21 protein-coding genes are annotated in these 26,528 nt (G+C 46.0%); 9 read left to right on the top strand and 12 right to left on the bottom strand.

The window, feature by feature from the left end:
* Positions 1 to 2: 2 nt before the first annotated feature.
* From WCN91_RS01265 to cadR, 6 genes are all read right to left on the bottom strand, one after another.
* On the bottom strand, positions 3 to 398 hold the full coding sequence (locus tag WCN91_RS01265) for an OsmC family protein (protein ID WP_342675613.1): 396 nt from the start codon (positions 396 to 398) through the stop codon (positions 3 to 5).
* Between the two features lie 51 nt (positions 399 to 449).
* On the bottom strand, positions 450 to 1,013 hold the full coding sequence (locus WCN91_RS01260) for an NADPH-dependent FMN reductase (protein WP_342675612.1): 564 nt from the start codon (positions 1,011 to 1,013) through the stop codon (positions 450 to 452).
* 108 nt (positions 1,014 to 1,121) lie between these two features.
* Positions 1,122 to 1,484 carry a TSUP family transporter gene (locus tag WCN91_RS01255; protein ID WP_342675611.1) on the bottom strand — a complete coding sequence of 121 codons (363 nt, stop codon included), beginning with the start codon at positions 1,482 to 1,484 and terminating at the stop codon, positions 1,122 to 1,124.
* 391 nt (positions 1,485 to 1,875) lie between these two features.
* The gene (locus WCN91_RS01250) at positions 1,876 to 2,706 is read right to left on the bottom strand and encodes a sterol desaturase family protein (protein ID WP_342675610.1); all 831 of its coding nucleotides are present in this window, start codon (positions 2,704 to 2,706) and stop codon (positions 1,876 to 1,878) included.
* A 97-nt stretch (positions 2,707 to 2,803) separates the two neighbouring features.
* Positions 2,804 to 3,568, bottom strand: a complete 765-nt coding sequence (locus WCN91_RS01245; RefSeq protein ID WP_053911488.1) for a helix-turn-helix transcriptional regulator — start codon at positions 3,566 to 3,568, stop codon at positions 2,804 to 2,806.
* 128 nt (positions 3,569 to 3,696) lie between these two features.
* The gene (gene cadR / locus WCN91_RS01240; protein WP_342675609.1) at positions 3,697 to 4,086 is read right to left on the bottom strand and encodes a Cd(II)/Pb(II)-responsive transcriptional regulator; all 390 of its coding nucleotides are present in this window, start codon (positions 4,084 to 4,086) and stop codon (positions 3,697 to 3,699) included.
* A 79-nt stretch (positions 4,087 to 4,165) separates the two neighbouring features.
* On the opposite strand from cadR, the gene WCN91_RS01235 reads away from it, so the two are divergent.
* The 5 genes from WCN91_RS01235 to WCN91_RS01215 all read left to right on the top strand — a co-directional run bounded on the left by WCN91_RS01235 (position 4,166) and on the right by WCN91_RS01215 (position 11,403).
* A complete protein-coding gene (locus tag WCN91_RS01235; RefSeq protein ID WP_342675608.1) occupies positions 4,166 to 4,783 on the top strand; it encodes a cation efflux transmembrane domain-containing protein in 618 nt (205 codons plus the stop codon).
* A gap of 454 nt (positions 4,784 to 5,237) precedes the next feature.
* Complete coding sequence (locus WCN91_RS01230) at positions 5,238 to 6,557, top strand: TolC family protein (RefSeq protein WP_235383318.1); 1,320 nt, start codon at positions 5,238 to 5,240, stop codon at positions 6,555 to 6,557.
* A 14-nt stretch (positions 6,558 to 6,571) separates the two neighbouring features.
* Positions 6,572 to 7,507 carry an efflux RND transporter periplasmic adaptor subunit gene (locus WCN91_RS01225; RefSeq protein WP_235383319.1) on the top strand — a complete coding sequence of 312 codons (936 nt, stop codon included), beginning with the start codon at positions 6,572 to 6,574 and terminating at the stop codon, positions 7,505 to 7,507.
* Between the two features lie 60 nt (positions 7,508 to 7,567).
* On the top strand, positions 7,568 to 10,678 hold the full coding sequence (locus tag WCN91_RS01220) for an efflux RND transporter permease subunit (protein ID WP_053911484.1): 3,111 nt from the start codon (positions 7,568 to 7,570) through the stop codon (positions 10,676 to 10,678).
* 125 nt (positions 10,679 to 10,803) lie between these two features.
* On the top strand, positions 10,804 to 11,403 hold the full coding sequence (locus WCN91_RS01215) for a methyltransferase family protein (protein WP_053911483.1): 600 nt from the start codon (positions 10,804 to 10,806) through the stop codon (positions 11,401 to 11,403).
* 256 nt (positions 11,404 to 11,659) lie between these two features.
* Here WCN91_RS01215 and WCN91_RS01210 read toward each other — a convergent pair whose 3' ends face one another.
* The 5 genes from WCN91_RS01210 to gorA all read right to left on the bottom strand — a co-directional run bounded on the left by WCN91_RS01210 (position 11,660) and on the right by gorA (position 18,553).
* Positions 11,660 to 12,082, bottom strand: a complete 423-nt coding sequence (locus WCN91_RS01210; RefSeq protein ID WP_053911482.1) for a hypothetical protein — start codon at positions 12,080 to 12,082, stop codon at positions 11,660 to 11,662.
* A complete protein-coding gene (locus tag WCN91_RS01205; RefSeq protein WP_342675607.1) occupies positions 12,079 to 14,049 on the bottom strand; it encodes an integrase in 1,971 nt (656 codons plus the stop codon). Before WCN91_RS01205 ends, WCN91_RS01210 begins: the two co-directional genes overlap by 4 nt.
* A gap of 126 nt (positions 14,050 to 14,175) precedes the next feature.
* On the bottom strand, positions 14,176 to 15,879 hold the full coding sequence (locus WCN91_RS01200; protein WP_342675606.1) for a hypothetical protein: 1,704 nt from the start codon (positions 15,877 to 15,879) through the stop codon (positions 14,176 to 14,178).
* A complete protein-coding gene (locus WCN91_RS01195) occupies positions 15,876 to 17,102 on the bottom strand; it encodes a tyrosine-type recombinase/integrase (protein WP_342675605.1) in 1,227 nt (408 codons plus the stop codon). The genes WCN91_RS01200 and WCN91_RS01195 overlap by 4 nt, the downstream gene beginning before the upstream one ends.
* Before the next feature lie 92 nt (positions 17,103 to 17,194).
* Complete coding sequence (gene gorA, locus WCN91_RS01190) at positions 17,195 to 18,553, bottom strand: glutathione-disulfide reductase (RefSeq protein ID WP_342675604.1); 1,359 nt, start codon at positions 18,551 to 18,553, stop codon at positions 17,195 to 17,197.
* Between the two features lie 136 nt (positions 18,554 to 18,689).
* Here gorA and prlC point away from each other — a divergent pair, with 136 nt between their 5' ends.
* The 4 genes from prlC to WCN91_RS01170 all read left to right on the top strand — a co-directional run bounded on the left by prlC (position 18,690) and on the right by WCN91_RS01170 (position 24,177).
* Positions 18,690 to 20,729 carry an oligopeptidase A gene (gene prlC / locus WCN91_RS01185; RefSeq protein WP_342675603.1) on the top strand — a complete coding sequence of 680 codons (2,040 nt, stop codon included), beginning with the start codon at positions 18,690 to 18,692 and terminating at the stop codon, positions 20,727 to 20,729.
* Between the two features lie 129 nt (positions 20,730 to 20,858).
* Positions 20,859 to 21,620, top strand: a complete 762-nt coding sequence (locus WCN91_RS01180; RefSeq protein WP_342675602.1) for a class I SAM-dependent methyltransferase — start codon at positions 20,859 to 20,861, stop codon at positions 21,618 to 21,620.
* Between the two features lie 104 nt (positions 21,621 to 21,724).
* On the top strand, positions 21,725 to 23,659 hold the full coding sequence (locus WCN91_RS01175; protein WP_342675601.1) for a methyl-accepting chemotaxis protein: 1,935 nt from the start codon (positions 21,725 to 21,727) through the stop codon (positions 23,657 to 23,659).
* Positions 23,660 to 23,703: 44 nt separating this feature from the next.
* On the top strand, positions 23,704 to 24,177 hold the full coding sequence (locus tag WCN91_RS01170; RefSeq protein WP_342675600.1) for a peroxiredoxin: 474 nt from the start codon (positions 23,704 to 23,706) through the stop codon (positions 24,175 to 24,177).
* 68 nt (positions 24,178 to 24,245) lie between these two features.
* Here the strand turns inward: WCN91_RS01170 and WCN91_RS01165 are convergent, their stop codons facing one another.
* Positions 24,246 to 26,375, bottom strand: a complete 2,130-nt coding sequence (locus WCN91_RS01165; RefSeq protein WP_342675599.1) for a S8 family peptidase — start codon at positions 26,373 to 26,375, stop codon at positions 24,246 to 24,248.
* Positions 26,376 to 26,528 lie beyond the last annotated feature (153 nt).

The following is a 26,528-nucleotide window of genomic DNA, read 5'->3' as shown; positions in this document are numbered from 1 at the left end:
GTTTACTTGCAGTGCGTGGTGATTATTGTTTCCACTTGGGTCATAAGTTTATGGATAGGGCACTTATCGGCGATTTGCGCCAGTTTTTCCCGCTGTGCCATATTCAGATCGCCGTCAAGCTTTAGGTCGATGTGCAACTGGTAGCGTCCCTGACGTTCCTCACTGGCATCCCGGGTGATCTCTATGGCCACATCCGTTAATGGGATCTCGGATCTTTGCGCATACATTATCAAGGTGATGGCCTTACATGCTGCCAGCGCCGAGTCGTAGATATCATGGGGGTCTGGTGCCGTATCTGTAGTGCTATCGATTCGGGCGTCGCTAAAGAGTAGATGCGGGCCTATTTGCACTTGTTGCCTATACTGGCCCTCGGCGGTTTTGGTGAGTTTAATGCTCATACTCTGCTTCCTTTTTATGATGAGGTGAAAACTTGATGCGCTAGTGCGTCACTAACGCATGGTTTTTAATGCCTTGGCCCATTTTTCCAGCTCTTCTAACAGGGAGTCGCCGGAACTGATATGGTGCTCATTGGCAATAAAATGTTTATTTTCATCGAGTAAGTTCCAAGGCATCTGTACCATAACACTCTCCAATATGGGCATCATTTTTAAGGTGGTAACTAACTGCTTGGCCACCTGGGTTGAGCGCAGGCTGCCGGAGATGCCACCATAGCTGACAAAGGCACAGGGTTTATAGTTCCATTCCTTATACACATAATTCAGGGCGTTGGTAAAAGACGAGGGCGGGCAAAAATTGTATTCGGGTAGCACGAATACGTAGGCATCGGCTCTATCCACACTGCGCGACCAGGCCTTGGTATGCTCATGTTGATATTCTTGCAAGCGAGGGTGCTTGGGCTCGTCGTACATGGGCAGGTTAAAGGTGGCAAGATCCACCAAGGAAACATCAAAATTGCTGTGCTCCTTGGCAAATTCGTAAAACCAGTTGGCAACGGATGGGCCGACCCTGCCGGGGCGAACGCTGCAAATAATAACTTGAAGATTCAGTGCCATGCTTTTGTTCCTGACTAGTTCACAAACTATCAGTATGGCGGATATAGCAAATAATGAGTAAAAAGTTAGTGGTTTCCACCGCAAGGCGGCAGTCAGCCCTTGTTTTTATTAGCTAAACAGCAGCTTGGCATAAAGGGCCAAGGCCAGCAGTAGCAAGAGCCAGTTCATCACCCGCAAAAAATGCTGGGGATTGAATTTTTGCTGAATTTTTACTCCCAACCAATTGCCCTGCAGGGCTAAGGGCACAAAGGCGAGCGCGGTGAAGAGCAAATCCAGAGTGAGCAGCCCTTGGGCGCTAAAGGCGGCGAGTTTAACCACATTCATCAGCGCAAACAGGGCAGCCGCTGTGGCAATATACTGGCGTGGAGCCAGAGCCTTAGCGGTGAAATAAATGATCAGCGGTGGTCCACCAGCATGAACCAGGGTGCTGGCCAGCCCGGATAAGGTCGCCCGAAAAGAGCGAGAGCGCACAGCTCTTTTAGGCTTGAACGCGAGACATGGGATGTCGAGCCGAGCGTATCATCAGGGATGATAGCCCAAGCTTTTCTATCGCATGGTCACAAATTACTCTGTACATCTAAGTCTGGAAACACTCTGGAAATCCACACCCCACCTAGTCTAGAAGACTTTTCCAGAAAAAGTGAAAAATCGCAAAGAAATTTGGACTTTTTTGAGGTCTGGAAAACGGTTTTCCTGATTTGGTACTTTCCATTTATTAGAATTGCAGATTGATATGAGCTATGAACGAAAAATCATCCACTCAGAAAATTCTTGTTTACATTTGTAGGTTTTTCCCATAGCCATGAAATCAACCTGTTATCTCGCTCGTTTCTAAAGAACATTTTCAACTTCCGTGAAGTGTTTATACCTTTCTCATAAAAGGCTGAATAAGCTGTGCGATGTAATTCTTGGGGTAATTTGGTTGACTACCAATTCCTAGCTCCCCATTACGTGGTGAGGGTCGTTCATTAGAATTGGTGACGAATGTACCAAGGAGGTGATCCCATAAATGTGTAAACAACCCAAAATTAACGTCACCTTTGGTACCGTCTTTTACGTGATGATGTCGGTGACCTGGAGCAACAGCCCAAACATATTTTAGCGGGCCAAGCCGCATATCAACGTTAGAGTGTTGCAACAGCAACTGTATGGCAGCACTAAACCCTAACAATGCGCCTATTTCTAAGGGCATACCTATCAAAAGTAATGGGAGTGTACCTGCACTTAGTTCAATCGCTTGGTGAAGGGGATGCTTTAACAATCCATTGAACCCGTACATTCGTTCAACGCTATGATGAACCGCGTGTAAGCGCCAAAGCACTTTGTATTTATGACTAAAATAATGTGCCATCGTTATCCCAAAGTCAGCGACGATGATGGCAAAGCCAAGTTGTACTAGTAGTGGCCAATGGTGTGGCCAAATACTGAAGTGGGGCACTATCGCGGTCATTATTGGGATAAACGCGACCGTGAGAGCCAAAGAGCCTTCATTGACAATGGCATGCACTATATCTCGCCCGAAATCTCCCTGCGGTGTATTCCATGCTTTTTCATATGGTAACCATTTCTCAGCTGCAAAAGATACGACGATGGCGAATAAAAGCAGGGGTATAAGCCAAGCTGCAGATCCTGTGTTTTGGGAGATACTGGATGCAGCAAAGATAAAGCTTAAAAAAAATAATGGGCTGAACATCCATTGGACCAACGTTCTCATAGTATTTACACATTCGCGTTTTTATTGATGCGTATATTATTCCCTAGTCAAACTTAATTCGGCTTGTATCAAACGGCTAATTACTGTGAATTTTAATGGTGTGCGGTTTGAATAACGAGGAAGGTGCAAATCCAAACAGCTGTTTAAACGTTTTACTCATATGAGGTAAGTCAGAAAAACCCGAAGCATGGGCAGCCTCAGTCAATGTTGCTGACTTACTCAGTTGTTCTATTGCGGCGCGCACACGCCACCAGACAATAAAACGACTAATAGGTATACCCACTTCTTGCTTAAAAAGATGTGTTAGACGACTTGGGGACAAGAAAACCTTCGATGATAAAAACGCCATATCGATTGCACAACCTCTCTGCGAAGCAATAATGTCGATGACCGCTCGTACCCGTTTATCCTCAGGGCGCGATGAAAGCGCAGGACTATAGACTAGCCCTACCGCTTTATTTACTGTTTTCCACACTTTGTCGATATCGACGTCAGTAAATAGATGCTGAGAAATGGATCCCAATTCTTTGCTAGTAAGCGGCAGAGTATTAATTCCATCACTCCTGGCTTGACGTAAGGCTTTGAGAAATTGTTGGTTTTGCCTATCTTCAGGCTCTAAATAGATGACTACAATCTGATTGTCCTGTGCCAAAACCTTGTGAGGGACATCTTCGAAAATCACAATACATTGTCCGGTGTGAATACTTTGTGCCTTGTAATCTTGAACCGAGATGTCTTTGTCTAAACCAATGCAAATTTGGACAGCATGATGTGCATGAACATCATTATCAGGACTGATTCCGATGTAAATCGCTTTGTAGGGCCACAAATGAATATGCATGGCTGACTCAGTATCAAAAGTTCAGGCTATTGATTTTTGCCTTATAAATCTACACAAATGACGAATGTTAGCCGATAGATACAAGTTAAGGTGAGCGCGCACAGTAAAATTATGTGGTTCTTATACTTTTAAGTGTGTAAATAATTTAAAATGCCACAGTCCCTAATGGTTTTGTCTTGATCACACTTTGACGCCATATTTTCGAGTGATGACTTTAATTCGTTTAGCTCTTCAATGCGAATAATGACGTCTGATAAATGCTTAGCTATTAACGTATTGATATTTGAACAGCTCTGATCTGGCTTCGAACGACTGTCCATGAGCGTTTTTACTTCCGTGATAGACATATCTAATGAACGACACTGTTTAATAAACAGGAGTTGTTCAATAGTCCCCTTGTCGTAGACACGATAATTTCCACTTGAGCGCTTGAGCTCAGGCAAGAGACCTTTCTTTTCATAAAAACGAATGGTCTGAATACTACAACCTGTCGTCTTTGCGACATCACCAATTTTCATTTTTTTCTCCTAACCGTTGACTCTATACCAAGTATAGACTTTATACTCATGTCATTCATCAGTAAAGAGTGTGTTTCTAATGAGCGGATGTGGGTGCGAAGTTGAAATAAAAGACCAGTCTCAACGACAGGTTTTGTATTGGCTTTTGGGAATAAACGCGACAATGTTTGTTATAGAAATGGGGATCGGGTTGCTTGCTGATTCAACCGCATTAATAGCCGATTCACTTGATATGCTCGCCGACGCAGTTGTCTATGGTGTTGCCCTTTATGCTATTGGTAAATCGCTATTACACAAAGCGAATGCGGCTAGAATTAGCGGCTTTTTTCAGATGGCACTGGGTCTGTTGATTATCATTGATATTGTAAGACGGTCAATTTACGGTAGCGAACCTGTATCGGGACTAATGATGGCTATGGGGGCAGTTGCACTGGTTGCTAATGTCATTTGTCTTGTGATCATACGCAAACAAAGAAATGAAGAAGTGCATATGCGGGCAAGCTGGATATTTTCAGCCAACGATGTGATTGCCAACTTAGGCGTTGTTTTTGCTGGCGTTTTGGTGTTTTGGCTCGATTCTCGATGGCCTGATCTGTTTATCGGTGTGATAGTTTCGTGCGTTGTGTTGCGCGGGGCAAAAATGATCCTCGAAGATGCTGGAAATGAAAGACAGCGAGCGCTTAATGCGCAAAGTTGATAAGAACATGCCAATTTTTAATTGCACATCAAAACTGCGTAGGTTGGCATGGCTACTTATTACTTTGCTCATGTGTCAATCGGGCTTTTCGTTCGCCGCTCAATGCGATGACTACCCGGCGGAGGTATCGTCAGTCCCTGAACAATCAAAGTCCATAGGCACTTATGATGTTCCCGAAAAAAATGTAAATGCTGGTGATAATACGTCGAGTGAAGAGTCTAAGTGTTTCCATTGTGTGCTGTGTCAATGTGGACAGATTAAGTTTCTGGCACAGCACCCAATAAATGACGTATCTAAACCGTTATATACCAATCAATACAGTTATTCCCGCAACGTCACTGACGGCCTAGTCGAAGACCTTTTGCGCCCACCTCAACATTAATCCATTCCCTCCTATATGTTTGCATGGGTGCTTTCCATGTATGTCGTTATCTTATGAACAAAAGGTTATTTTATGAGTTCTTCACGCCCATTGGGCATAAAAAAAGCTAGCTCAGCGTATCTGAAATTGATATCTGCTGCACTGGTAACCATGAGCATATCTGTTCAATCTGCCAATGCGCAAAAGTCTTCAATCACGCTTGAAAATGCGCTCAAACGCACATTATCAAACAACCCAGATTTAGTTGTGTTCGAATTTAAATCTTCGGCTTTGGATGGTGAATCAAAAATGGCCAGCTTACGACCTGAAATGTCTGTTGGGGTTGAAGTTGAAAATGTGTTGGGAACAGGCGAAGTGTCTGGTATCAAAGATGCCGAATTGACACTGACCTTATCGTCGGTCATCGAGCTTGGAGATAAAGTCAGCGGCCGAATGAATGTGGTGAGTTCAAAAAAAGCACAACTGCTTACACAACGGCGCATTCGCACGCTGGACATCTTGGGTGAAACAACTCGACGATATATCAATGTCATTGTCCAACAAGCGTTGCACAAGACTGAGCAACGAGCTGAAATGCTGGCTCGCACAATGCTTCAGACAGTCTCTACACGGGTTGAAGCGGGGGCTTCTTCACCACTTGAGAAAAAACGTGCAGAGTCAGCGTTGTCGCAGGCGCGTTTGTCTTTATTGATAAGTGAACAAAAACTCAATGAGTATAAACGCGACCTGGCCATCATGTGGGGTGACACTAACGCTGCGTTTGCGGAAGTTGAAGGGACACTGTTATCGTTTCCAAATTCACTATCACTTGAACATATGCTTTCACAGCTTCAAAGCAATCCACACGTTCTGCTTTATGCTGATAACTATCGGGTACAAGAGGCCAGATTGAGAGTGGTTCAGGCCAGTCAGCAGTTCGACATTGCGTGGGAAGCCGGTATCCGAAGAATGCAGGGAATTGATGACACAGCGTTAGTCGCCAGTATTTCGGTGCCGTTAAATACCAAGCAGCGGAATCTAGGTGAATACGAACAACAGCGCGCATTGCTTGACAGTATAGACTATCAAAAACAAGCGAAAATTCGTGAACTCACTCGCCAATTAAATCAAGTCATTAGCGCAAAAGACCAAGCCTTGCTCACTGTTACTACCCTTCAAGACAATGTCGTCCCAACATTGGAATCTGCATTGAAATTGGCGCGGGATGGCTATGAAAGTGGTCGCTACAACTACATAGAGTGGGTGACAACGCAACAGCAACTCATAGATATGCAACGAACACTGATAAAAGCCGCAGGCTTAGTCCACCTTCGAAGCGCAGATCTAGAGGCACTTACGGGAATTCCCGTGTTTTCTGACTCTCCCTCGACGTCTGCTCAATCATCACAATGAATAGAGAAAAAATAATGAATAAATCACAATTTACATTAGTTACTAGCGCACGTGACTTGCTTGGCATGTTAGTCATGCTAGCTACTTTACTGTTTGCTTCTGTCGCCCTGGCTGATGATGACGATGAGGAAGCCGAAGAAAGACCCGAGTACGTAGTGTTATCTCAAGAACGGATGCTTGAACACGATATCGTGACTGCATCGGCCGCATCAGGAACATTATCGCTCACAACCAGAACCTTTGGGCGGATAGTTCATGATCCTGCGTCACTGAGTCATATTCGTGCCCGCTTCGACGGTGTTGTAAAACGTATCATGGTGAATATTGGAGATAAAGTAGAAAAAGGTGACACACTGGCAATCATTGAGTCAAACGAGAGTTTAAATCAATACTCAATCACCTCACCGATGTCTGGAAAAATCATAGCTAGACACGCCAATGATGGTGAGCTCACCAACGGTCAAGTACTGCTTTCTGTTGCTAATTACTCTCGCGCAATTGCTCAATTGGCTATTTTCCCCAAACAACGTACTCGTATTGCCGCTGATATGGAAGTCACTTTAAGGCTTGAGGAATTGCAGCAACAATCAAGTATAAGCCACATTACGTCCTCACCTGATGACAAACCTTATTCTATCGCGTTTGTGAACGTTGATAATGGCAGTGGTTATTGGCCTTTAGGCGCTATGGTAGAGGGTTATATTCAGATTGGGTTCCAAGAAGTCAATCTGGCTCTCCCCAAAAGTTCAATACAAGAGTTAGATGGGCAAACCATTGTTTTTGTCAAAGAAGGGGAGCGATTTTACCCCCGCCAAGTAAAGCTTGGGAACACGGACAACCGTTTAGTAGAGATTGTGAAGGGCGTTCAAATAGGCCAGCAAGTCGTTGTAGAAAATAGCTATTTACTAAAAGCTGATTTATTAAAAATGGAGGCGGGCGATGATGACTAATTACCTGCGCATTTATTGTCAAAAGCAAAGCCAAGTCCATAAAAACGGTGAGGTGAGAACATGATAGCACCAATACTCCGTCTATCCATTGAGCGACGTGGTGTCATGATGTTGTTCGCCTTGTTTGTCGCCTTTTTTGGTATGTACAGTTACAAACAATTGCCGATTGATGCTGTGCCTGATATCACCAACGTGCAAGTGCAGATAAATACCGCAACCCCAGGTTACTCGCCTTTGGAGACTGAACAACGCATAACGTTTATAGTTGAAACCTCGCTGGCCGGTTTGCCTAATTTATCGTATACCCGCTCGATATCACGCTATGGTTTGTCGCAAGTCACAGTCGTGTTTAAAGAGGGCACTGATTTATATTTCGCACGAAATCTCGTCAACGAGCGTCTCACCGCCATCGCGGCGCAATTGCCAACAGGGTTAACCCCTGAAATGGGCCCTATCTCCACAGGCTTGGGTGAAATTTACATGTACTCGTTAAGTGCAGAGCCTCAGGCGCGACAGGACAACGGTCAACCCTATGATGCTATGGCATTAAGGGAGATCCATGATTGGGTAATTAAGCCCCAATTGTCGCTTGTTGAGGGGGTGACCGAGGTTTATGCGATAGGCGGATTTGAAAAGCAATATCATGTGAATCCTAATCCAGTCGCAATGATAAACTTTGGGATAAGTACAGGTGACCTTCTCAGTGCGCTAGAACGCAACAATGCGAATCAAGGCGCTGGTTTTGTAGAACAAAATGGGCAACAAGTACTGATCAGATCGGAAGCCCAACTTAAGGGCATCGACGATATCGGCCAAGTGGTTGTTAAGATCATTGATGGCGTACCGGTAAAAATTCAAGACATCGCCCAAATCAACCTCGGTAAAGAGCTGCGCTCTGGAGCCGGCACGTTAAATGGCCAAGAAACAGTGATTGGCACGACAATGATGTTAGTGGGAGAAAACTCTCGTACGGTCGCCAAAGCTGTGGACAGTAAGCTCGAAACCATTAAAACAAGCTTACCCGAGGGCGTAATCCTTGAAGCGGTTTACGATAGGACAAGCCTCGTTGACAAAACCATCGACACAGTGCAGAAAAACCTCGTCGAGGGCGCTTTACTTGTCATCGTTGTGCTATTCGTTTTGCTTGGGAATGTGCGAGCTGCACTTATTACCGCCGCTGTAATACCCTTGGCAATGCTTGCCACGATATCGGGCATGGTCAAAACAGATGTGTCTGCTAACTTGATGAGTTTAGGCGCACTGGATTTTGGCTTGATTGTCGATGGCGCAGTTATCATTGTTGAAAACTGTATCAGACGATTATCCGAATCCCAGAAACAAAACGGCGCTACTCTACCGCTCAAAGAAAGGCTGAATGTTGTATATGAAGCCACTAATGAAGTCATACGCCCCAGTTTGTTTGGTGTATTGATCATTACCATTGTTTATATCCCCTTGTTCACGCTCACTGGCGTCGAAGGTAAAATGTTCCACCCCATGGCAGCGACCGTGATAATGGCTTTGCTTGCCGCAATGGTATTTTGTTTTACCGTAGTGCCTGCGGCGATAGCAATTTTCATGAGAGGTAAAATTAGCGAAAAAGAAAGCCCAATTATTAAAGGTGCAAAGGCAGTGTATCGTTCTATTTTAATGGGCGCGCTGCGTTTTAGATGGCTAGTAGTAGTAGGTGCGAGTGCTTTGGTTGTCGGCAGTTTATGGATGGGCAGTAAATTAGGCTCCGAGTTTATTCCCCAGCTCAATGAAGGTGATATCTTAGTACAAGCGATACGCATCCCTGGGACTGGGGTAGAACAAGCAGTTGAAATGCAAAAAACTCTTGAAGCGAAACTTATGCAGTATGAGCAAGTTCAGACGGTATTCGGTCGCACGGGTACGGGTGAGGTCGCTACCGATCCTATGCCGCCCAACATTACTGATACGTTTGTTATTTTGAAGCCTAGGGAACAATGGCCCGATCCATCAATGACTAAAGCCGAGCTAGTCGAAACGTTTGAAGAGGACTTGTTTACCTTGCCCGGCAATAATTATGAATTTACCCAACCTATTCAAATGCGGTTTAATGAATTGATCAGTGGGGTAAGGGCAGATTTGGGCATAAAACTATTTGGGGATGACTTAGATACCCTCTTTGCATCTGCTTCTGACATTTTGTCCGTTATTTCAACGATTGAAGGGGCTGATGACGCGAGGCTTGAGCAGGTAGAAGGCATTCCAATCTTCACCGTCACACCAAAGCCTAATCAATTGGCACGCTTTGGTTTGGATATAGCCGACTTGCAGTTATGGCTCAATGCTGCGACAGGTGGAAAAACCGCTGGAATGATTTTTGAAGGCGACAGACGCTTTGAAATTGTCGTGCGATATGCCGACGACATTCGAAATGAACTCACTCAGCTTGAGACCATTCCCATAGTCACGCCCTCTGGTGAGCATGTACCAATAAGCGAATTAGCCACACTTGCATTTAAAGAAGTACCTAGCCAAATAAGCCGGGAGAATGGCAAACGTAGTATTGTTGTCACAGCAAATGTGCGTGACAGAGATATTGGCACTTTTGTTGAAGAAGCTCAGGCGAGAATTAATGATGAAGTAGATTTACCTGCTGGTTATTGGCTCGACTATGGTGGAACCTTTGAGCAGCTCGAAAGTGCGAGTCAACGATTGACGATTGTGGTACCGGTTACGTTGTTTGTGATTTTGACAATGCTGGTAATTGCGTTTGGTTCTATACGCGATGCGTTGATTATCTTCACAGGTATCCCTTTGGCATTAACAGGCGGTGTAATGTCTCTTTGGTTAAGGGATATGCCTTTATCCATATCCGCGTCGGTAGGATTTATCGCGTTGTCTGGGATTGCCGTATTAAACGGATTGGTAATGCTGTCCTTCATCAAGCAACGTTTGCTAGAAACCGGAGAATTAGTGAATAGCATTGTTGAAGGGGCACTTATTCGTTTGCGTCCGGTATTAATGACAGCACTAGTGGCAAGCCTTGGATTTGTGCCCATGGCGCTCAATACGGGCATAGGTGCAGAGGTGCAACGGCCTTTGGCCACGGTGGTCATCGGCGGGATAATATCGTCAACCTTGCTAACACTGGTAGTGCTGCCTGTACTCTATCGACTCGTGCATAGTAAAGGGGATCAGTAGTGTTCTTGGGCATTTATTCGTAAATGCCCAAGTTTTACCTGAACGATTTTTAGGTACCTATTGACTCTTTATTAAGTATAGACTTTACAATCATATTCTTAACGTCATGTACGATAAGGATAGATATGGTTTCGCTTATTTTAATTAGTAGTTTTTTGGCGCTAGCCGTCCTCGGTAGAAGCTTTGTTCAATATAAGAGAAATGGTGATTTTGGTATAAGAGCAGCATCTATAAACGCACCATTAATAGAAATTGTACCAGGGGCTATATTCGTGGTTACGTTTTGCTTTGCATTTGGTCTAGTTCTTTTTGGTTACTTAGGACGTGCGCCCCTACTATTTGTTCCTTCAATTCCATTTCAGCTTCTCGGCTCCTTGATTGGCGCCTGCGGAATTGCTGTAACTTTGTTGTCTCAAATTCAAATGGGAGATTCATGGCGTATTGGCGTTGACCAGCAAGAAACGACTGCACTTATTACCCACGGGATTTACGCAAAGTCTCGCAACCCCATTTACTTTGGTATTTTTCTATTTTGGGCAGGGGTGTGTATAACGTTCCCACATTTGCTGCTTTGGGCATGTGTTTTTGTATGTTGGATTTGCATTGAAGTGATTGTTCGACAAATTGAAGAGCCTTATTTGAAGAAAGTGCATGGCGATGATTTTCTAAAATATAAGTCTGACATTAACCGATACATACCTAAGCTTTCACGCTTTAAGTTTTGACGCTTAAATAAGTAATGGCGCAGGCTGCTTTATATGCATAAACTAACGAACGGTATCTTTTAACGTCCATTTTTATGAACTGTCGTTATTCTTAAATAAAGTGAGCCGACTGATTATGTTTGCAAGCCCGTTCTCGATTAGCGTGAGTTCATTGTCAATTAAAGTGAGTCAGGCACCGGTCATATTCTCACTTAATGTGAGTCCAAAATGTACGATGTAATCAAGTCAGAGGGATTATGTTCGCGAGCCACTACAGCTAGTTACTCCCTTTAAGCAAAAACAACTCACTTTCAAGATCACTAATCTTTTTTAAGTGCTGGTGATTTGAAAGCGCCAGAGCATTGTGGGTCGAAGCCATTTGTGCCATTTGCTCTTTTAAGCTGGCTATTTCTGCTCGGTATTTTTCTTTTAACCGTTTTTCATTGGCAAGCTTCTCACGCAGCTTAGTTACATCAGAGTTTTGCTGTGCTTGCTTTTTTGTAATAGCCCTTGATTTGAGTTGTTTTATTTTTTCAATGACGTCTGAGTAATAGTATGCGGAACCATTACCTAGATTAGCCTCTTCTTCGACAGCTATAGCACTTAATCCTCTTTTGGAATCAATACGTATCGTATTGCCAGAAAGTATTCTGTCAATTGCATTTAGAAGCTCTAATCTCGTATTTTCTGACTTACTCAAATCTGTCTGATCTCAATTTCAGGTTTGTATGGAGTGTAGCTTATCTCAAAGTAGTCCATAACCTTTTCAGCTGCACGCAATTGCGTAATAAAATGGCTTAACTGTGATTGAGTTAGTTTGGTATGCTCCTCCATTTCAGTTATAGTCTCAACAATCCACAGATGTCGTTTTTGCCAAGCTTGTGCTTTCTCCTCGTCAATAACAACGTTCTCGCAGTTAAAGCAGTTGGTTGGTGATACAACCTTTTCCATTCGGCATTCATAGCCTGCCATACAGTATGAATGGAGTGTGCCAGCTATAGATACTCGGCCAGCTGAGACTTGCGCATACAAAGCATCCCATGATGAATATTTAACAGCGGTATTTTGTCTGTCTTTTACAACGTCTAGACCTTTCTTACCAAATAGTTTGTCATCTGAGTTATACCACTGAAACAACAATTGTGTTGTGACTTCTCTATCTACTTCTCTTAGTAGATTGTTGAGTTCTGAGTCCACTTTCACATGCTTAACTTTTGCTGCCACGCCGCCTTCTGAATACCACTGTGCCATTGGTAAGTACAGGTGTTTATATTGCTGCTTTATAGCGACGTCAGAAAGTAGGTTGTGTCGTTTACCAAACACTGCAAAAGTTCGTCTGAGTTGATGGGTTGTAAGTGCCCATGGCTTGCCGATGATAATTTTTTGCGTGTAAGCATGTATATTTAGATTTGGGTTTAGGAGTTTAAACTCTTCATAATCTTGCTCATTTATGATGGCGCCAGCTTCTTCTACAAGTCGTTTATAATGTGTAACAAAAGGAGGTCCAGTAAATATGTTGGGGGTTTTACCTCTAATTTTTTGCACTAACCAAATACTTGAAGCTCGTTCGTTATCTAATCTATCATTAGATAGCATTAACTGAATACGCATATTTTGGGTTAAATCTGATGCGAGTTCTATCGCTTTTCCTGCTATTGGAGATGTTAGCCACTCAGCTTTTTCTGGAACTGCTGGAGTCATTTTACTATGCTTTGATTGTAAAGAATAAAATGTCTGCTCTTTAAGTTTTAGTGTTTTAAAGCTATCAGAATGTAGTCCATATAGCTCACTTCTTCTCATGCCAGAAAACGCTCCACATACTAAAAAACAACACATTAAAAGGTGGGAGTAAAGCCATTCGAATTCTTTGATTTTAAGGGGGATTAACCCTTTTTCCTCAATGTTTGAGGCGTAACTTTGAAGAATATCTGTTGGTCTTTGTGGTTTAGCTTTACTTATTTCAGCTTTGTAGTGAGGGGAACTAGATGTTAACCAGTTCCACTGACCCGTTTTTATTTTTCTGTCGACAACGGTTTTCCCTATTTCGTAGTTTTCTTGCTGCTCAGTATGGATATTTAATAGCGTTTGTCTGATTGGGTAATAAGTATCGATATATTCAATCGCTTTTGAGTATATGAGCTGCATCAAGCGGGACGGTATAGCGTAAAACTGCTCACTTTGCAGCTTAGTTGGGCAACCTAGTTGGCGGCCAAGCTCTGTGATGGTCGTTGTTCTGGGGAGTAAAAGCTTTATTGGTATTTCGTTTTTAACTGATTCAATCCAGTTTAATGCAACTAATAGTTTAGCTATATATGGCCCACTCATTCTGAGAGACTTTAAATACTCGCAAAATCTAGAAAATTGTATAGGATGATTAAGTATACAAATTGAATCTGCATTGATAGTCTCTAAGTATTTGTATACTTGGGTCAAATTAAGGTTCCTTTCTAGGAATGTCGTTGTTTTTATCATGGCACCTTGCCTTAAAGTGCCAACAGCAAATAAACCAAGGAATGCGAGTAACTTTTGCTCCTGCAACAAAGGGGTCGTTGTTAAATGGGTAAAAGATGCCCGCTTTTTTGAAACAATTTTAACATCGACATAATGTGTGACGTCCCAGGTCTGGTCACCGAAATGATTTAAGACATGACCATTTTGATCTATCATTACGGGGATCTTATTGAGATTATCCCAATCTTTACTTTCGTAATACTGTATTGCACGCTCTACCAGAACGGTGTTCTCTTTTATGATTTCTTCTGGAGTAGCTAGTAGTGGCCTCATTATCACCTCTTACAAAACTAAATTAAGCGTATCGGGCCAAAATGGGTGGCGGCCAACTGTATGTAACTTTCTCTCAGCTTGTCTTCTCACTTTCAAGTCAATACTAAAAAGTACTTGTTTTATTCTGTTGAGCACTCGCTCAAAATTGTTTTTAAAATGTGACATGTTGAGGTGATCTTCTTTTGCATCCTCTAACGCTTCGTAAAAGCTCAACAGACACCAGATATCATCAACTTCTTCGACCAGCACTTGGTTTGGGCAGGAAAAACAATTCAATAAGTCAGCACAGGCAAGGTGGCTCAAATCCACACTGTCGATAGAGGCTTTTCGCCGAAAACGATCCCCATGGTTGTCGAAAGGGTCTTTACATCCTGTGCCTAAAGGTGTCTTTTGACCATTCCCAGACTTAGCATAGCGATTTACAAACTCGTCGTAAGGGAGCACTTCAAGGTTCATTTGCTCAAGAGTTTGTTCGCGAGCCTTATCTATATCGCCACATTTGATGGCATTTTCTAATGTATTAGCAGTAGCTTGTAATTGAGCGTTATTTTCCGACTCGTTACCTCTGCTATAGTGTTTTCGTACTACGTCAGGCGTGTTATTAAGTAACATTGATGTTTCGAGTGAATTCCCTGTAAGCGCCAAGTAATTTGCAGAACCTGTGGCTCTAAAACGCTTAGCTTCTGGCCTAAGCTCTTGGCCATTGTCGTCAGTTAAATCAAAGGTATTAATTAGCCAATTCATATTAGAGCGAATATGGTAAGGGCAAAGCGGTTGACTTACTCTATCTATGCATTGATGCAGCAACTTGTTAGAGGTCGGAAACAATGTGCGTGTTAGGGTAATTAGATCATTGATAAAATTAAGCGCGTGTTTTGGAATGTCAGCACTGAGATTATCGCCGAGTTCAATGGTAACAAACTTATTTGCTCTCTTTTTTAGCGTTGTTTGCACAAACCATTTTCCTTGCTGTCCTTTCTTTTGAGAAGCTTTAGGTATATCCATATCCCTTATTGTACTGGCATTAGCCCAAGTGTAATAAGCAAGTAAGAAATAGGCTGCACAGTAACATTTGGTAATGGCACCATGTACTGGTACATCAATGTTATTGAATGAGAAGTTAGCATATTTTTCACGCTTTCCCGCTCGAATGTGTTTTTTAGGTGAGGTTTGAATTTGCTTTGAAAGCTGAAAATATAGCTCTTGTAGTATTTTAATTAGCTTTTTCAACTCAGGCTCTGAGTATGCTTGAGTTGGATTTATTTGGCTACGAAATAGTTTGAACTTAGAAAACCACTCATCAACAGGGTGGTCAAGCATTTTCATTATGGTCCTTAGGCTACTCAATTCACGCTTAGCTGAATTAGAACTTTTAGCGCCAATTCTGACATTGTGGACTAGGGATGCTTCAAATACGCTGATACCTTCCTTTGATTCAGGATTTACAGGAATGCTGTCACAGATGCTTACGTACTTTGTAAACACTCTAAAAAGTGAACTCAAAGTTGGGTCAGTGTACTCGGTATTTGCTTTGAAAGCTTGAAACCATTTGATGACTTGCACGTCGCGATTCAGCAAAGTACTTTTTCGCAATTCAAAAACTTTAGGCACACCTTTATATCTAAACCTTTCAAAGTCTGGATATACAAACTTGTTACCATAGACATTTAATTTTAGTTTGAGGTCAATATTTAACTTTTGCTTTTTAATCATGGGATAGTCACATGCTCATTAATAACCGAATTCATTATTTGGTCTAAAAAGCAAATGGCGCGTATAGATGCTTTCCTTCGGTTTATAAAGTTCAGGTACCGCCACGTTGTTTTTTCATCTTTATGCCCCATCCAGCCCATGATCAATGACATGGCATCAAAGGGTGATAATCCAACCTTCTCATCCAAGAGTGACGCAAGGCGAAAGGTACCGTAGGTTGCGCGTAAATCATGTGTTCTGTGCTGAAAATGCGCATTGAGTTCATTTCGAATGTGACCGCGAGCTAAGTTGAAATGACGCTGTATTGCGTTGGGAGTATACGGTTTGCCTCGGTTAGTAATAAGTAATTCAGCAATTGGTTTCTCAGCTTTGCACTCTCTTTTCTGGCGCCTTTCACTAATCAGGTAACGATACATTTTGTTCATTAGTACAGTTGGCACTTCGATGGTTCTGACAGAACCAAATTTAGTATGCACTCCATTGTGTGGTCCTATGCTGACTTGAACGTGATATGTATCTGAGTTACTCCTTTTAACTAGGCTTGCAGGGAAAGTGCAGGCCTCTTCAATACGCAGGCCGCACATGAGTTGTAGTAGCTGATGGATTTGAAATTCAATAGATTGCTCTTTGAGTGCGCGAGAATATAGTTTTACTTCATCTTCGGTGAGTGGGTTTAAACTTTGCTCTGGTGTACGCCTTGGTACTCTGATCCGCAAATCAGAGCTCCTTACTACGTAATTACGATTGATATGTGCCAACATTCCAGTAGTTTTGACACTAACAAACTCCACCTCAAAAGGTTTATTCTCTTTAGAAAACTGAATTAGCCCTTCGTAATATGCCCACTCGTAAAATTTTATAATGTGGTTCATGTAAACCGCTGCGGTTGAACTATTTAGCTCACCGGCTTTCACTGCTGCTAACAGGTCTTGGTTTCTAAAGAGGTATGTTGGCTTATTGGACTTTATGGTCGGAAAGTCTTTCCAAGAGAGTTCATGACTTTTTAAAAAACGCCAATACCGACTTATGGCACGAACGTTTGAATTAATGTTTTTCGCGCGCTTAACGTTAATGAGGTGATTCATCCAAAGATTTATTGGCATGACGTATTCACCATCTTCATAAAAAGTTGGAAAGCCTTTTAGCTGAATGCTTGATTTTGCTTTGCAAAAAGGAGTTTGGATCTCAGTTTTAAAATCATCTGATTGAACTATTGTGAGCATAAAAAAGCTGACCAAAAATGTACGTTAATTGATCAGCTTAGTTCGTTTTCCAGAGTTAGCAAATGTAAAGTTTCACTTTTCCAGAGAGAAATTTACATAGTAACAAATTCTTCAGAGCCTGTTGGGTGTATCGCCACAACCGCATCAAAGTCGGCCTTGGTTGCGCCCATCTTCATCGCTACGGCAAAGCCCTGGATCATCTCGTCCACGGCAAAACCTATGCCGTGCAGGCCGATGATCTTCTCTTCCTTGCCCAGGCACACCAGCTTCATGGCACAAGGCTGGCGGTGCTGGGTCACCGCCGTATACATGGCGGCAAAGTTTGAGGTGTACACCTTGATATTTTCTTCGCCGTGCTCGGCAATGGCCTGCTCTTCGCTTAAGCCTATGGTGCCGATGGGCGGGTGGCTAAAGACCACGGTAGGAACCAGGCTATAGTCCATCTTCATATCATTCGGCAGCTCGTCGTTAAACAAACGCTCGGAAAGAATACGACCGGCCTTAACCGCCACTGGCGTCAGCTCGATGCCGCCTTCGATAATATCACCCACCGCATACACGCCTTGGGCCGTGGTGTTTTGATATTCGTCGACTTTCACATAACCAGACTCGGTCACTTCCACGCCCGCCGCAGCAATATTGATGGCATCCGTGGTTGGCGTACGGCCAATGGCCCAGATCACCTGGTCGACATTTTGGCTGTGACCATTTTCAAAGTGCAGGGTCAGGCTGCCATCTGCTTCTTTCACCACCTCTTTCGGTGAGCACTCGGTGTGCAGGGTCGGGCCTTCTTTTTTCATTACCTCGACTAGTGTGTCAACCAGCATGCCGTCAAATGAGCGCAGTGGCGCATGGCGACGTACAAAGAGGTGAGTCTCAGTGCCCAAACTATTTAATACACCGGCGATTTCCACGGCAATATAGCCGGCGCCAACAACGGCAACGCGTTTTGGCTGCTCGTTTAATTCAAAGAAGCCGTTCGAGTCGATGCCATACTCGGCGCCGGGAATATTAGGAATGGTCGGGCGACCACCCACGGCTACCAGAATATGGTCGGCGCTGTAGTGCTCGCCATTCACTTCTACGGTTTTGTTATCGACAAACTTGGCAAAGCCGTTGATTACGGTCACGCCATTGCTAGCCAGGTATTTGTTATAGCCCTGGTGGATGCGGCCAATATAGGCTTCGCGGCTTTCCACCAGTTTTTGCCAGTTAAAGTCTTTTAGCTCAACATCAAAGCCATAATCTGGCGCGTAGAGTTTAATGGCTTCGGCAATCTGGGCGCCGTGCCACATTACTTTTTTCGGTACGCAGCCCACGTTTACGCAGGTGCCGCCCAGGTGAGCGGCTTCAATCAGGGCTACCTTGGCACCGCGCATGGCGGCACGGTTAGCCGAGGCAATACCGCCACTGCCGCCACCGATGCAAATATAATCAAAGTGTTGAGACATGTTGTTTATTCCTATGAACTTTTACTGCCATATTTGGTTTACCATACCATAGCAGAAATGAAGGCGCTGATCTGCACTTGTATTTTGCCGTATCGCCCCAAGAATGTAGGTATTAATCGTATTATGAGATTCAGTTATGACCAACCCCTTGATCGATCTCGAAGGCTTACCGCCGTTTTCAACAATTAAGCCCGAGCATGTGCAACCAGCCGTCGAGCATGGCATCAAAGAATGTAAAGACACCATAGCTCAGGTTCTTGAAACGCAAGATTTTACCTGGCAAGGTCTGGTGATGCCTCTGGAAGAGGCCGATGACAAACTGAGCCGACTGTTTTCACCCGTCTCTCATATGCACTCGGTAGTAAACACCCCTGAGCTGCGTGAAGCGTACGATGCGGTATTGCCGCTGCTCAGCGAATACAGCACCTTTGTGGGTCAGCATCAGGGTCTGTTCGATGCTTACAAGGCGCTGGCCAACAGCGATGAATACACTCGCCTAAGCAAGGCGCAAAAGAAGGTGATAGATAACGCCCTGCGCGACTTTAAACTCTCGGGCATTGCCTTGAATGACGAGGATAAAAAGCGCTATGGCGAAATCGTCAGTCGCCTGAGTGAGCTCAGCGCCAAGTTCGGCAACAATGTAATGGATGCCACCTTGGCCTGGCAAAAGCATATCACAGATGAAAGTGAGCTGGCCGGTTTGCCCGAGTCGGCAAAAGACCTGGCAGCACACACCGCCCAAAGTAAAGAATTAGAAGGCTGGTTGTTTACCCTGGATATTCCCTCGTACCTGCCGATCATGACCCATGCGGATAACCGCGAACTACGTGAAGAAGCCTATACTGCCTTTGTTACCCGCGCCTCGGATCAGGGCCCTAACGCCGGCGAATATGACAACAGCGCCATTATGGACGAAGAGCTTAAATTACGTCATGAACTGGCGCAGTTGTTGGGCTTTAACAATTACGCGGAAAAATCGCTGGCAACCAAGATGGCCGACTCAACGGAGCAGGTCTTCGGTTTCCTTAACGACCTGGCCGCCAAGTCCAAGCCACAGGCGCAACAAGACTTAGAAGAGCTGCGCACTTATGCCGAGCAAACTCACGGAGTGACGGCGCTGGAAGCCTGGGACTATGCTTATTACAGCGAGAAGCTAAAGCAGGAAAAATACGCCATCAGCGACGAGCAACTGCGTCCTTATTTCCCCGAAGACAGAGTTCTGAGCGGCTTGTTTAAAACCGTTGAAAAGCTGTTTGCCATTCGTGTTGAAGAGCAAAAAGAATTTGATACCTATCATAAAGACGTACGCTTTTTCGAGATTTACGACAGCAGCGATACCCTGCGTGGTCGCTTCTACCTCGACCTCTACGCCCGCGAGCACAAACGTGGCGGCGCCTGGATGGACGACTGCATGGGCCGCAAGGTGCGTTTAGGCGGACAATTGCAAACTCCAGTGGCCTACTTGGTGTGTAACTTTAACCGTCCGGTGGGCGATAAGCCGGCGCTGTTTACCCATGACGAAGTGGTTACCCTGTTCCATGAATTTGGCCATGGTCTGCACCATATGCTGACTCAGGTCGATGCCGCCGCCGTTGCCGGTATTAACGGTGTCGCCTGGGATGCGGTGGAGCTGCCAAGTCAGTTTTTAGAGAACTGGTGTTACGAGCAAGAGGCGCTGGCCTTTATCTCGGGCCATTATCAAACACATGAGCCTTTGCCGAAAGAGCTGCTGGATAAACTATTGGCGGCGAAGAATTATCAGTCGGCGATGCAGATGGTGCGCCAGCTTGAGTTCTCACTGTTTGATTTTCATATTCATGCGGATTACGACCCCAGCAAGGGCAGTGAAATTCAGGCCATTCTCGATCAGGTGCGCGCCCAGGTTTCGGTTATTAAGGCGCCAAGCTTTAATCGCTTCCAGCATAGCTTTAGCCATATTTTTGCCGGTGGCTACAGCGCCGGTTACTACTCTTACAAATGGGCGGAAGTGCTCTCCGCTGATGCCTTCTCTAAATTTGAGGAAGAGGGTATCTTTAACGCCGACACCGGCCGTGCCTTCTTAACTCATATCCTTGAGCAGGGCGGCTCGGAAGAGCCAGCGGTGTTGTTTGAGCGTTTCCGTGGCCGTGCGCCAAGCGTGGATGCGCTGCTGCGTCACAGTGGCATTGCTGCTTAAGGTTTTGCCAAAAGCACCCCAATGGCGTAGCCAAATATTTAGCCGCATCTTTTACTGTATTTAAGTGAAGGGTGCGGCTGAAAATCCTGATATCATACCCCCTCAACAGCCATTTCCACGGAGAAAGTCGTGCACATCTATTGCCGTATCGATACCGCGCAAGCCTATTGCGATACCCTAAGCCAGCGCTTTAAGTTGGACGAATGTCCACTCGATGAGCAATTTTACCTGCAATACGATGAGTTGGGATTGGCCTTATGTAAGCGTGACGAGCCCAAGCTCACACCTATTCGTGTCGACTTTGTCGAAGGCGCTGCGGCGCACCGCCGTAAATTTGGTGGCGGCAAGGGGCAGGCCATTGCCAAGGCCGTAGGTCTGAATAAGGGCGCCACGCCCCATGTGCTCGACGCCACCGCCGGACTTGGCCGAGATGCCTTTGTGCTGGCTTCGCTCGGCTGCAAGGTCACCTTGTTTGAACGCCACCCCGTGGTAGCAGCCCTGCTGTATGATGGCTTGGAACGCGCTTATCTGAATGCGGAAATCGGCCCCTGGATGAAGGAGCGTATGCAGCTGCATCATGGTAGCAGCCATGTGCTGTTAGAGCAGCAACCTCTTTTTGAAGGTGAGGTCGACGTGGTGTACCTCGACCCTATGTTTCCGCATCGGGAAAAATCCGCCTTGGTTAAAAAGGAAATGCGGGTGTTCCAATCCCTGGTGGGCGATGACGGCGATGCCGATGATCTGCTGACGCCAGCGCTGCAACTGGCGAGCAAAAGGGTGGTGGTTAAGCGCCCGGATTATGCGCCATTTTTAAATGAACGCACCCCAAGCACCCAGATCAAAACCAAGAAAAACCGCTTCGATGTGTATGTAAATGCGGCCATGAAATAGCTTGTTTCTGCCTTGGGTAATAATGGGGTTTTGTTATTCTTTTCATATCCTTGTCATAAATAGTTAATATTCTACGCGCATTCATATCGACCTAAGAGATAGACATGCGCGTCTCTACCTTTACGCGATTGCTCGCGTTACTGCTTTCCTTGGCCAGTTTAATGCTGGTAGCAACCCTGTGGTGGGCGTTTTCAACCCTGCAAAACCTTGAGCGGCAAAGCAAGCAATATGGCTCACTCAAAAACGATATCACCATTGCCCTAAGTGCGGACATTGAAGACTACCTAAGTGCCGGCGATGCCCAGTACCTGCTCGATGCCGAGCAGCGTTTAAAGTGCATGCAAACGGAGCAACTCCCCGGTTTATCTCCTGGCTTGGAGCAGCAGTTAGCGCCGCTATTAACCCAGTTGGTTCAAGGTATAGAAGGGGATTATCGCGCCCTGGGCAAACTATCAGGTAACAGCAGTGCACTGTTGGACAACGCCTTGCGACAAATGGCCGGCTCGGCTAACTCTTTGCTTAATTATGCTCGTCAGGCTGATGCCGATAAGCGTGCCTTGGCCACCGAGTATATCGCTTTGGCCGGTGATTATTATCAGGGCGTGTTGACTTTGAGCCTGGCCACACAGGCTCTGTATCAGGATTACAGCCGGGAAAAAGAAGCAAACGTCAATCAGGCGCTAACACAGCTCAACACCTTGGCCGCAGACATAGAGGCTCTGGATAATCTGGGAGTGATGAGCGAGGTTGATGAAGACGAGTTGTTCGTCGACGCCGAACCTGAAGACCTGGCCGATGAAATAAAAGCAGAAATTCGCTCCTGGCCGAAACGCTTTCCTCGTGATTTACAAGGCACCCTGGAGCAGGGGCAAACGCGCCAGCAAGGTATGCAGCAGTTACGCGCCGAAGTGGCGGCCATTGCCGATGTGGTAGTGGCAGCTGAGCAACAGCTGTTAGCCGAGCAGGAAGTGGTGAAAACCCGCGTGCTTTTCTTCTTTGGGGCGGCGATTGGCGGTCTCTTGTTGTTGGCTGTGGCCGTGTATTTGTTACAGCGCTCTCAGGTGCTGAACCCCTTGCGTCAGCTTCGTGATGGCTTTGCCGATTTGCTTGAGAGCAATGAACCAGCACCCATTATCAGTAAAAATGCTCACACCGAGGTGGGGGAGATCGCCGCCTATTTTAATCAGTTATTGCAACGCCAGCAGGCACAAGCCCAGGCGCGACAACAAATGCTGCAGGTGATCAACGAGTTTATGGTGGAAATGAGTGATAACCTTGAGCACATCAGTCAGGGCGCGGAGCAAAGCACGGCCCTGGCCGGACACAGCCAAAGCCTGTTGACTCAGGTGCAGCATCTGGGTGATGACGTTAACAGCGTTAATGCCCAGGTGGCAGCCAATGCCCAGCTGACCCATGCGTCTATGGCGCAAAGCGTAAGTTTTGCAGAGGCCATGTTGCATGCCTCGGCAACCACGGAGCAGCGCATCGACGATGGCATGCAGAGTTTGCGTCAGTTACTGGCCGGTGTGGACGATGTGTCTAAGGTGTTGGATGTGATCAACAATATTGCTGAGCAAACTAACCTTTTGGCGCTTAACGCCGCTATAGAGTCGGCGCGAGCCGGCGAGCATGGCCGTGGCTTTGCCGTGGTCGCCGATGAGGTGCGTAAACTGGCGCAGCAAACACAACAGTCGCTGGGTGATATTCATGCCCAATTGGGCGAACTCAGTGGTCATTCGCAACGGGTATCGCAAAACATTGGCGAGCTGGCAGCCCAGGCACAAACGCAAACGGATAACGCCCAGGAGCTTAAACGCACCGCCGAAGACGTATCGCAAAGTGCCGCCCAGGCCAATGAAGTAGCGGCACAGGCCACGGATTACGCCCAGCGCCAGCAGGAAATGCTAAGTGAGTTTGAGTCTTCGATGCAGGCAATGCAGACGCAAATCGAAAGCTCAGACAGCAAGGTGAAAAGCATTTATCACAGCTTGCAGCAACAAATGCAGACAATTCGCACCAGTCTGGGTTTAAAAGCGTGATAATGGCCCAAGATCTATCCTGATTTATAAAAAAGGAAGTCATTATGATTGCCCAAGGTCAAAAAATTCCAGCCGCTAGCCTGACACAACTAGGCGAGCAAGGGCTGAACCATTTCACTACCGATGAGTTGTTCGCCAATAAAAAAGTGGTACTGTTTGCCGTACCCGGCGCTTTTACACCGACCTGCTCGGCGGCGCATTTGCCAGGCTTTGTTGTGCTGCGCGAAGAGTTTGCAGCAAAAGGCGTTGACGAAGTCATGTGTGTGTCGGTCAACGATGCCTTTGTAATGAAAGCCTGGGGTGAAAGCCAGAATGCTGAGCGTATTCGCATGCTGGCCGATGGCGATGCCAGCTTTACCAAGGCCCTGGGGCTGGATAAAGACACGGGTGACTTCGGTGGCGTGCGTTCAACACGCTATGCCATGGTGGTAGACAATGGCGTGGTTACCCAGCTGTTTGTAGAAGAAGACAAGCAGTTTGAAGTATCTAAAGCCGAGCATGTACTGGCGAACCTGTAATTAGGGTTAGTTTTGCTCGCATAAAAAAGGCCACATCAAGTGGCCTTTTTGCTGTTTAGGAGAGAATACTAAGGGTTATATTGTGCGTTTAATGTCACACCAGAGAAACTCTGGTAGGCATTAAGGCTAATATGCCAGGTACCTGCTTGTGGGTTGCTAAAGCTACAGCTTTCGTTGTTGCCGCCTTTATAAGGACGACAGTCATAGCTGCTGGCCGTAGGTTGTGCGCCAAAGCGAACAAATAGGTCGGCATCACCTGTACCACCTGAGATATTTACATCCAAGGTGCTCATACCCGCAGGCACTTCTAATGTGTAGTGTTTCCACTGACCCGTCGAGACTGAAATATCGGAAACGCTACCGCCACCACCTGTGCCCGTGCCACCACCTGAGGTGGTTAGCTCACCCAATAGCGATGCATTGCTGTAGGCGCTGTAACCGCGCAGCATCACGTAGTAGGTGCCCGCCGTTGGGTTGTCTATGCTACAGGTTTCGTTGTTACCGTTTTGGTACGGTCGGCAATCATAGCTTGATGTGGTTGGCGCGCTGCCTGCCTTAACATACATGTCCAGGTCGCCGCTGCCACCGCTGGTGGTGAAGGTCACGTTAGTGGCGCCCGAAGGTACCGTCATGGTGTAAGTTGTTTCAGAGCCTGCTGCGCCGCTTAAACCGGTTTCTGCCGTGCCAGCAGTCAGCTCATTGCCACCGCTTGGTGGTGGTGTTGTACCGCCGCTTGCCTGAGCAACCGCAGCCGCCGCATCAACAATACCTGTGCCACAGTTGTTACAGCTTGCGCTAAAGCCCTTGGTGGTCGATTTTAGTATGCTTTCGATTTCATCCGGTGTCGCCGTGGGTTTAGCTTGTTTGATAAGTGCCGCCACACCCGCAACATGAGGTGCCGCCATAGAGGTGCCTTGCGAGTAGTGGTAGCTGTCGCTTGAAGGTGAGGTTGAGCCCGAGTTGTGGGTAGACAAGATACCTTCAGAGTCGTTAGCGTAGCTTTGTGCGCCACCCGGTGCCGCAACATCTATGTTTGAACCATAGTTTGAGTAGTAGGCACGACCACCGTTACGGCCCACCGAGGCCACGTTGATTACGCCGCTACAGTTACCCGGGTTGTAGTTGGCCGAGTTATCGTTGTCGTTACCGGCGGCGATAACAATCGCGGTGCCGTTGGCGCGTGCCTGATTGATGGCATTTTGCGTAGTAGAGCTACATGAGCCCTGACCACCCAGACTCATGTTGATCACATCCGCTGGATTAGCGTTAGCTGGTACGCCCGATACCGAACCACCTGATGCCCATACAATGGCATCGGCGATATCTGATGTTAAACCGCCACATTTACCCAGTACACGAACCGGCACAACTTTGGCGTCGTAGGCAACACCCGTTACCCCTTCGCCATTGTTGGCAACGGCCGCTACCGTGCCCGCTACGTGGGTGCCGTGCCAGCTTGAACCTTGTGCACCGTGTGTGTAACCACACTCGTTTGCGGTAATGGCATCACCCGGATCCTGAGCATTGCTATCACGACCGCCGCCATCGTTGGCAACAAAGGTGTCGGAGATCATGTCATAACCAGGGAGGATATTGGCGTTTAAGTCGGCGTGCGGGCGGTAACCCGTATCAAGCACGGCCACGGTTACACCGGCACCGGTTGCAAAGTCCCACGCCGCTGGTGCGTTAATGCCTGCAGCCGCTTCATAATAGTGCCACTGATCGCTGTAGCGCGGGTCGTTAGGTGTAGCGAACGGCTTTAACATCTGGTCGATTTCTATGTATTCCACTTCGCCGCTGGCAACCATGTCTTGCATGAACTGATGCGCTTCTTGCGCCGATAACTTCTTATCTGCACGGATCACGTGGTGATTTTGCAGCGCCATTTCTCGCACGTATTGAGCGCGAGCCTGACCACGATTGGCTTTAAAGCCATTCACAAACTTCTTCGCACGTTCCTTGCCATTACCCGGTAGGTTACCAAACATGTTCTCAACACTGCTGCCTAGCTCTGGGTTGTTTTTGTACTTGATGATAAAGCGCGTGGTTAATGGCGATTGGCCTTGTAGCTTGGCCTGAGTTTGCGCCAGTGTTGCCTGTTGCGGCGCCGCCATTTCTTGAATGTTATTCGCGTATAGGGCCGATGAGCTAAGAGCCATCGGGATTGCTAGCGCGAGGAGTGTTTTTCTAGTTGTCATAAGAGTCCCCATTTATTTTTATTTCGTACCCAAATGGTACACGTCGACGAGGATGGTAAATTATTTGTTAATATTTTTATAATAACTTTTGGGAACAAAAGGGGGCAAGTTGTTATATCTGGCCGTATATACGTTTAAAATTAACCTTTTAGT

The sequence above is a fragment of the Pseudoalteromonas qingdaonensis genome (assembly GCF_038739665.1).
Taxonomy (GTDB): Bacteria; Pseudomonadota; Gammaproteobacteria; order Enterobacterales; family Alteromonadaceae; genus Pseudoalteromonas; species Pseudoalteromonas qingdaonensis.
Note: the sequence above shows the minus strand (reverse complement) of the source record. Positions and strands in the feature narration are given on the sequence as shown.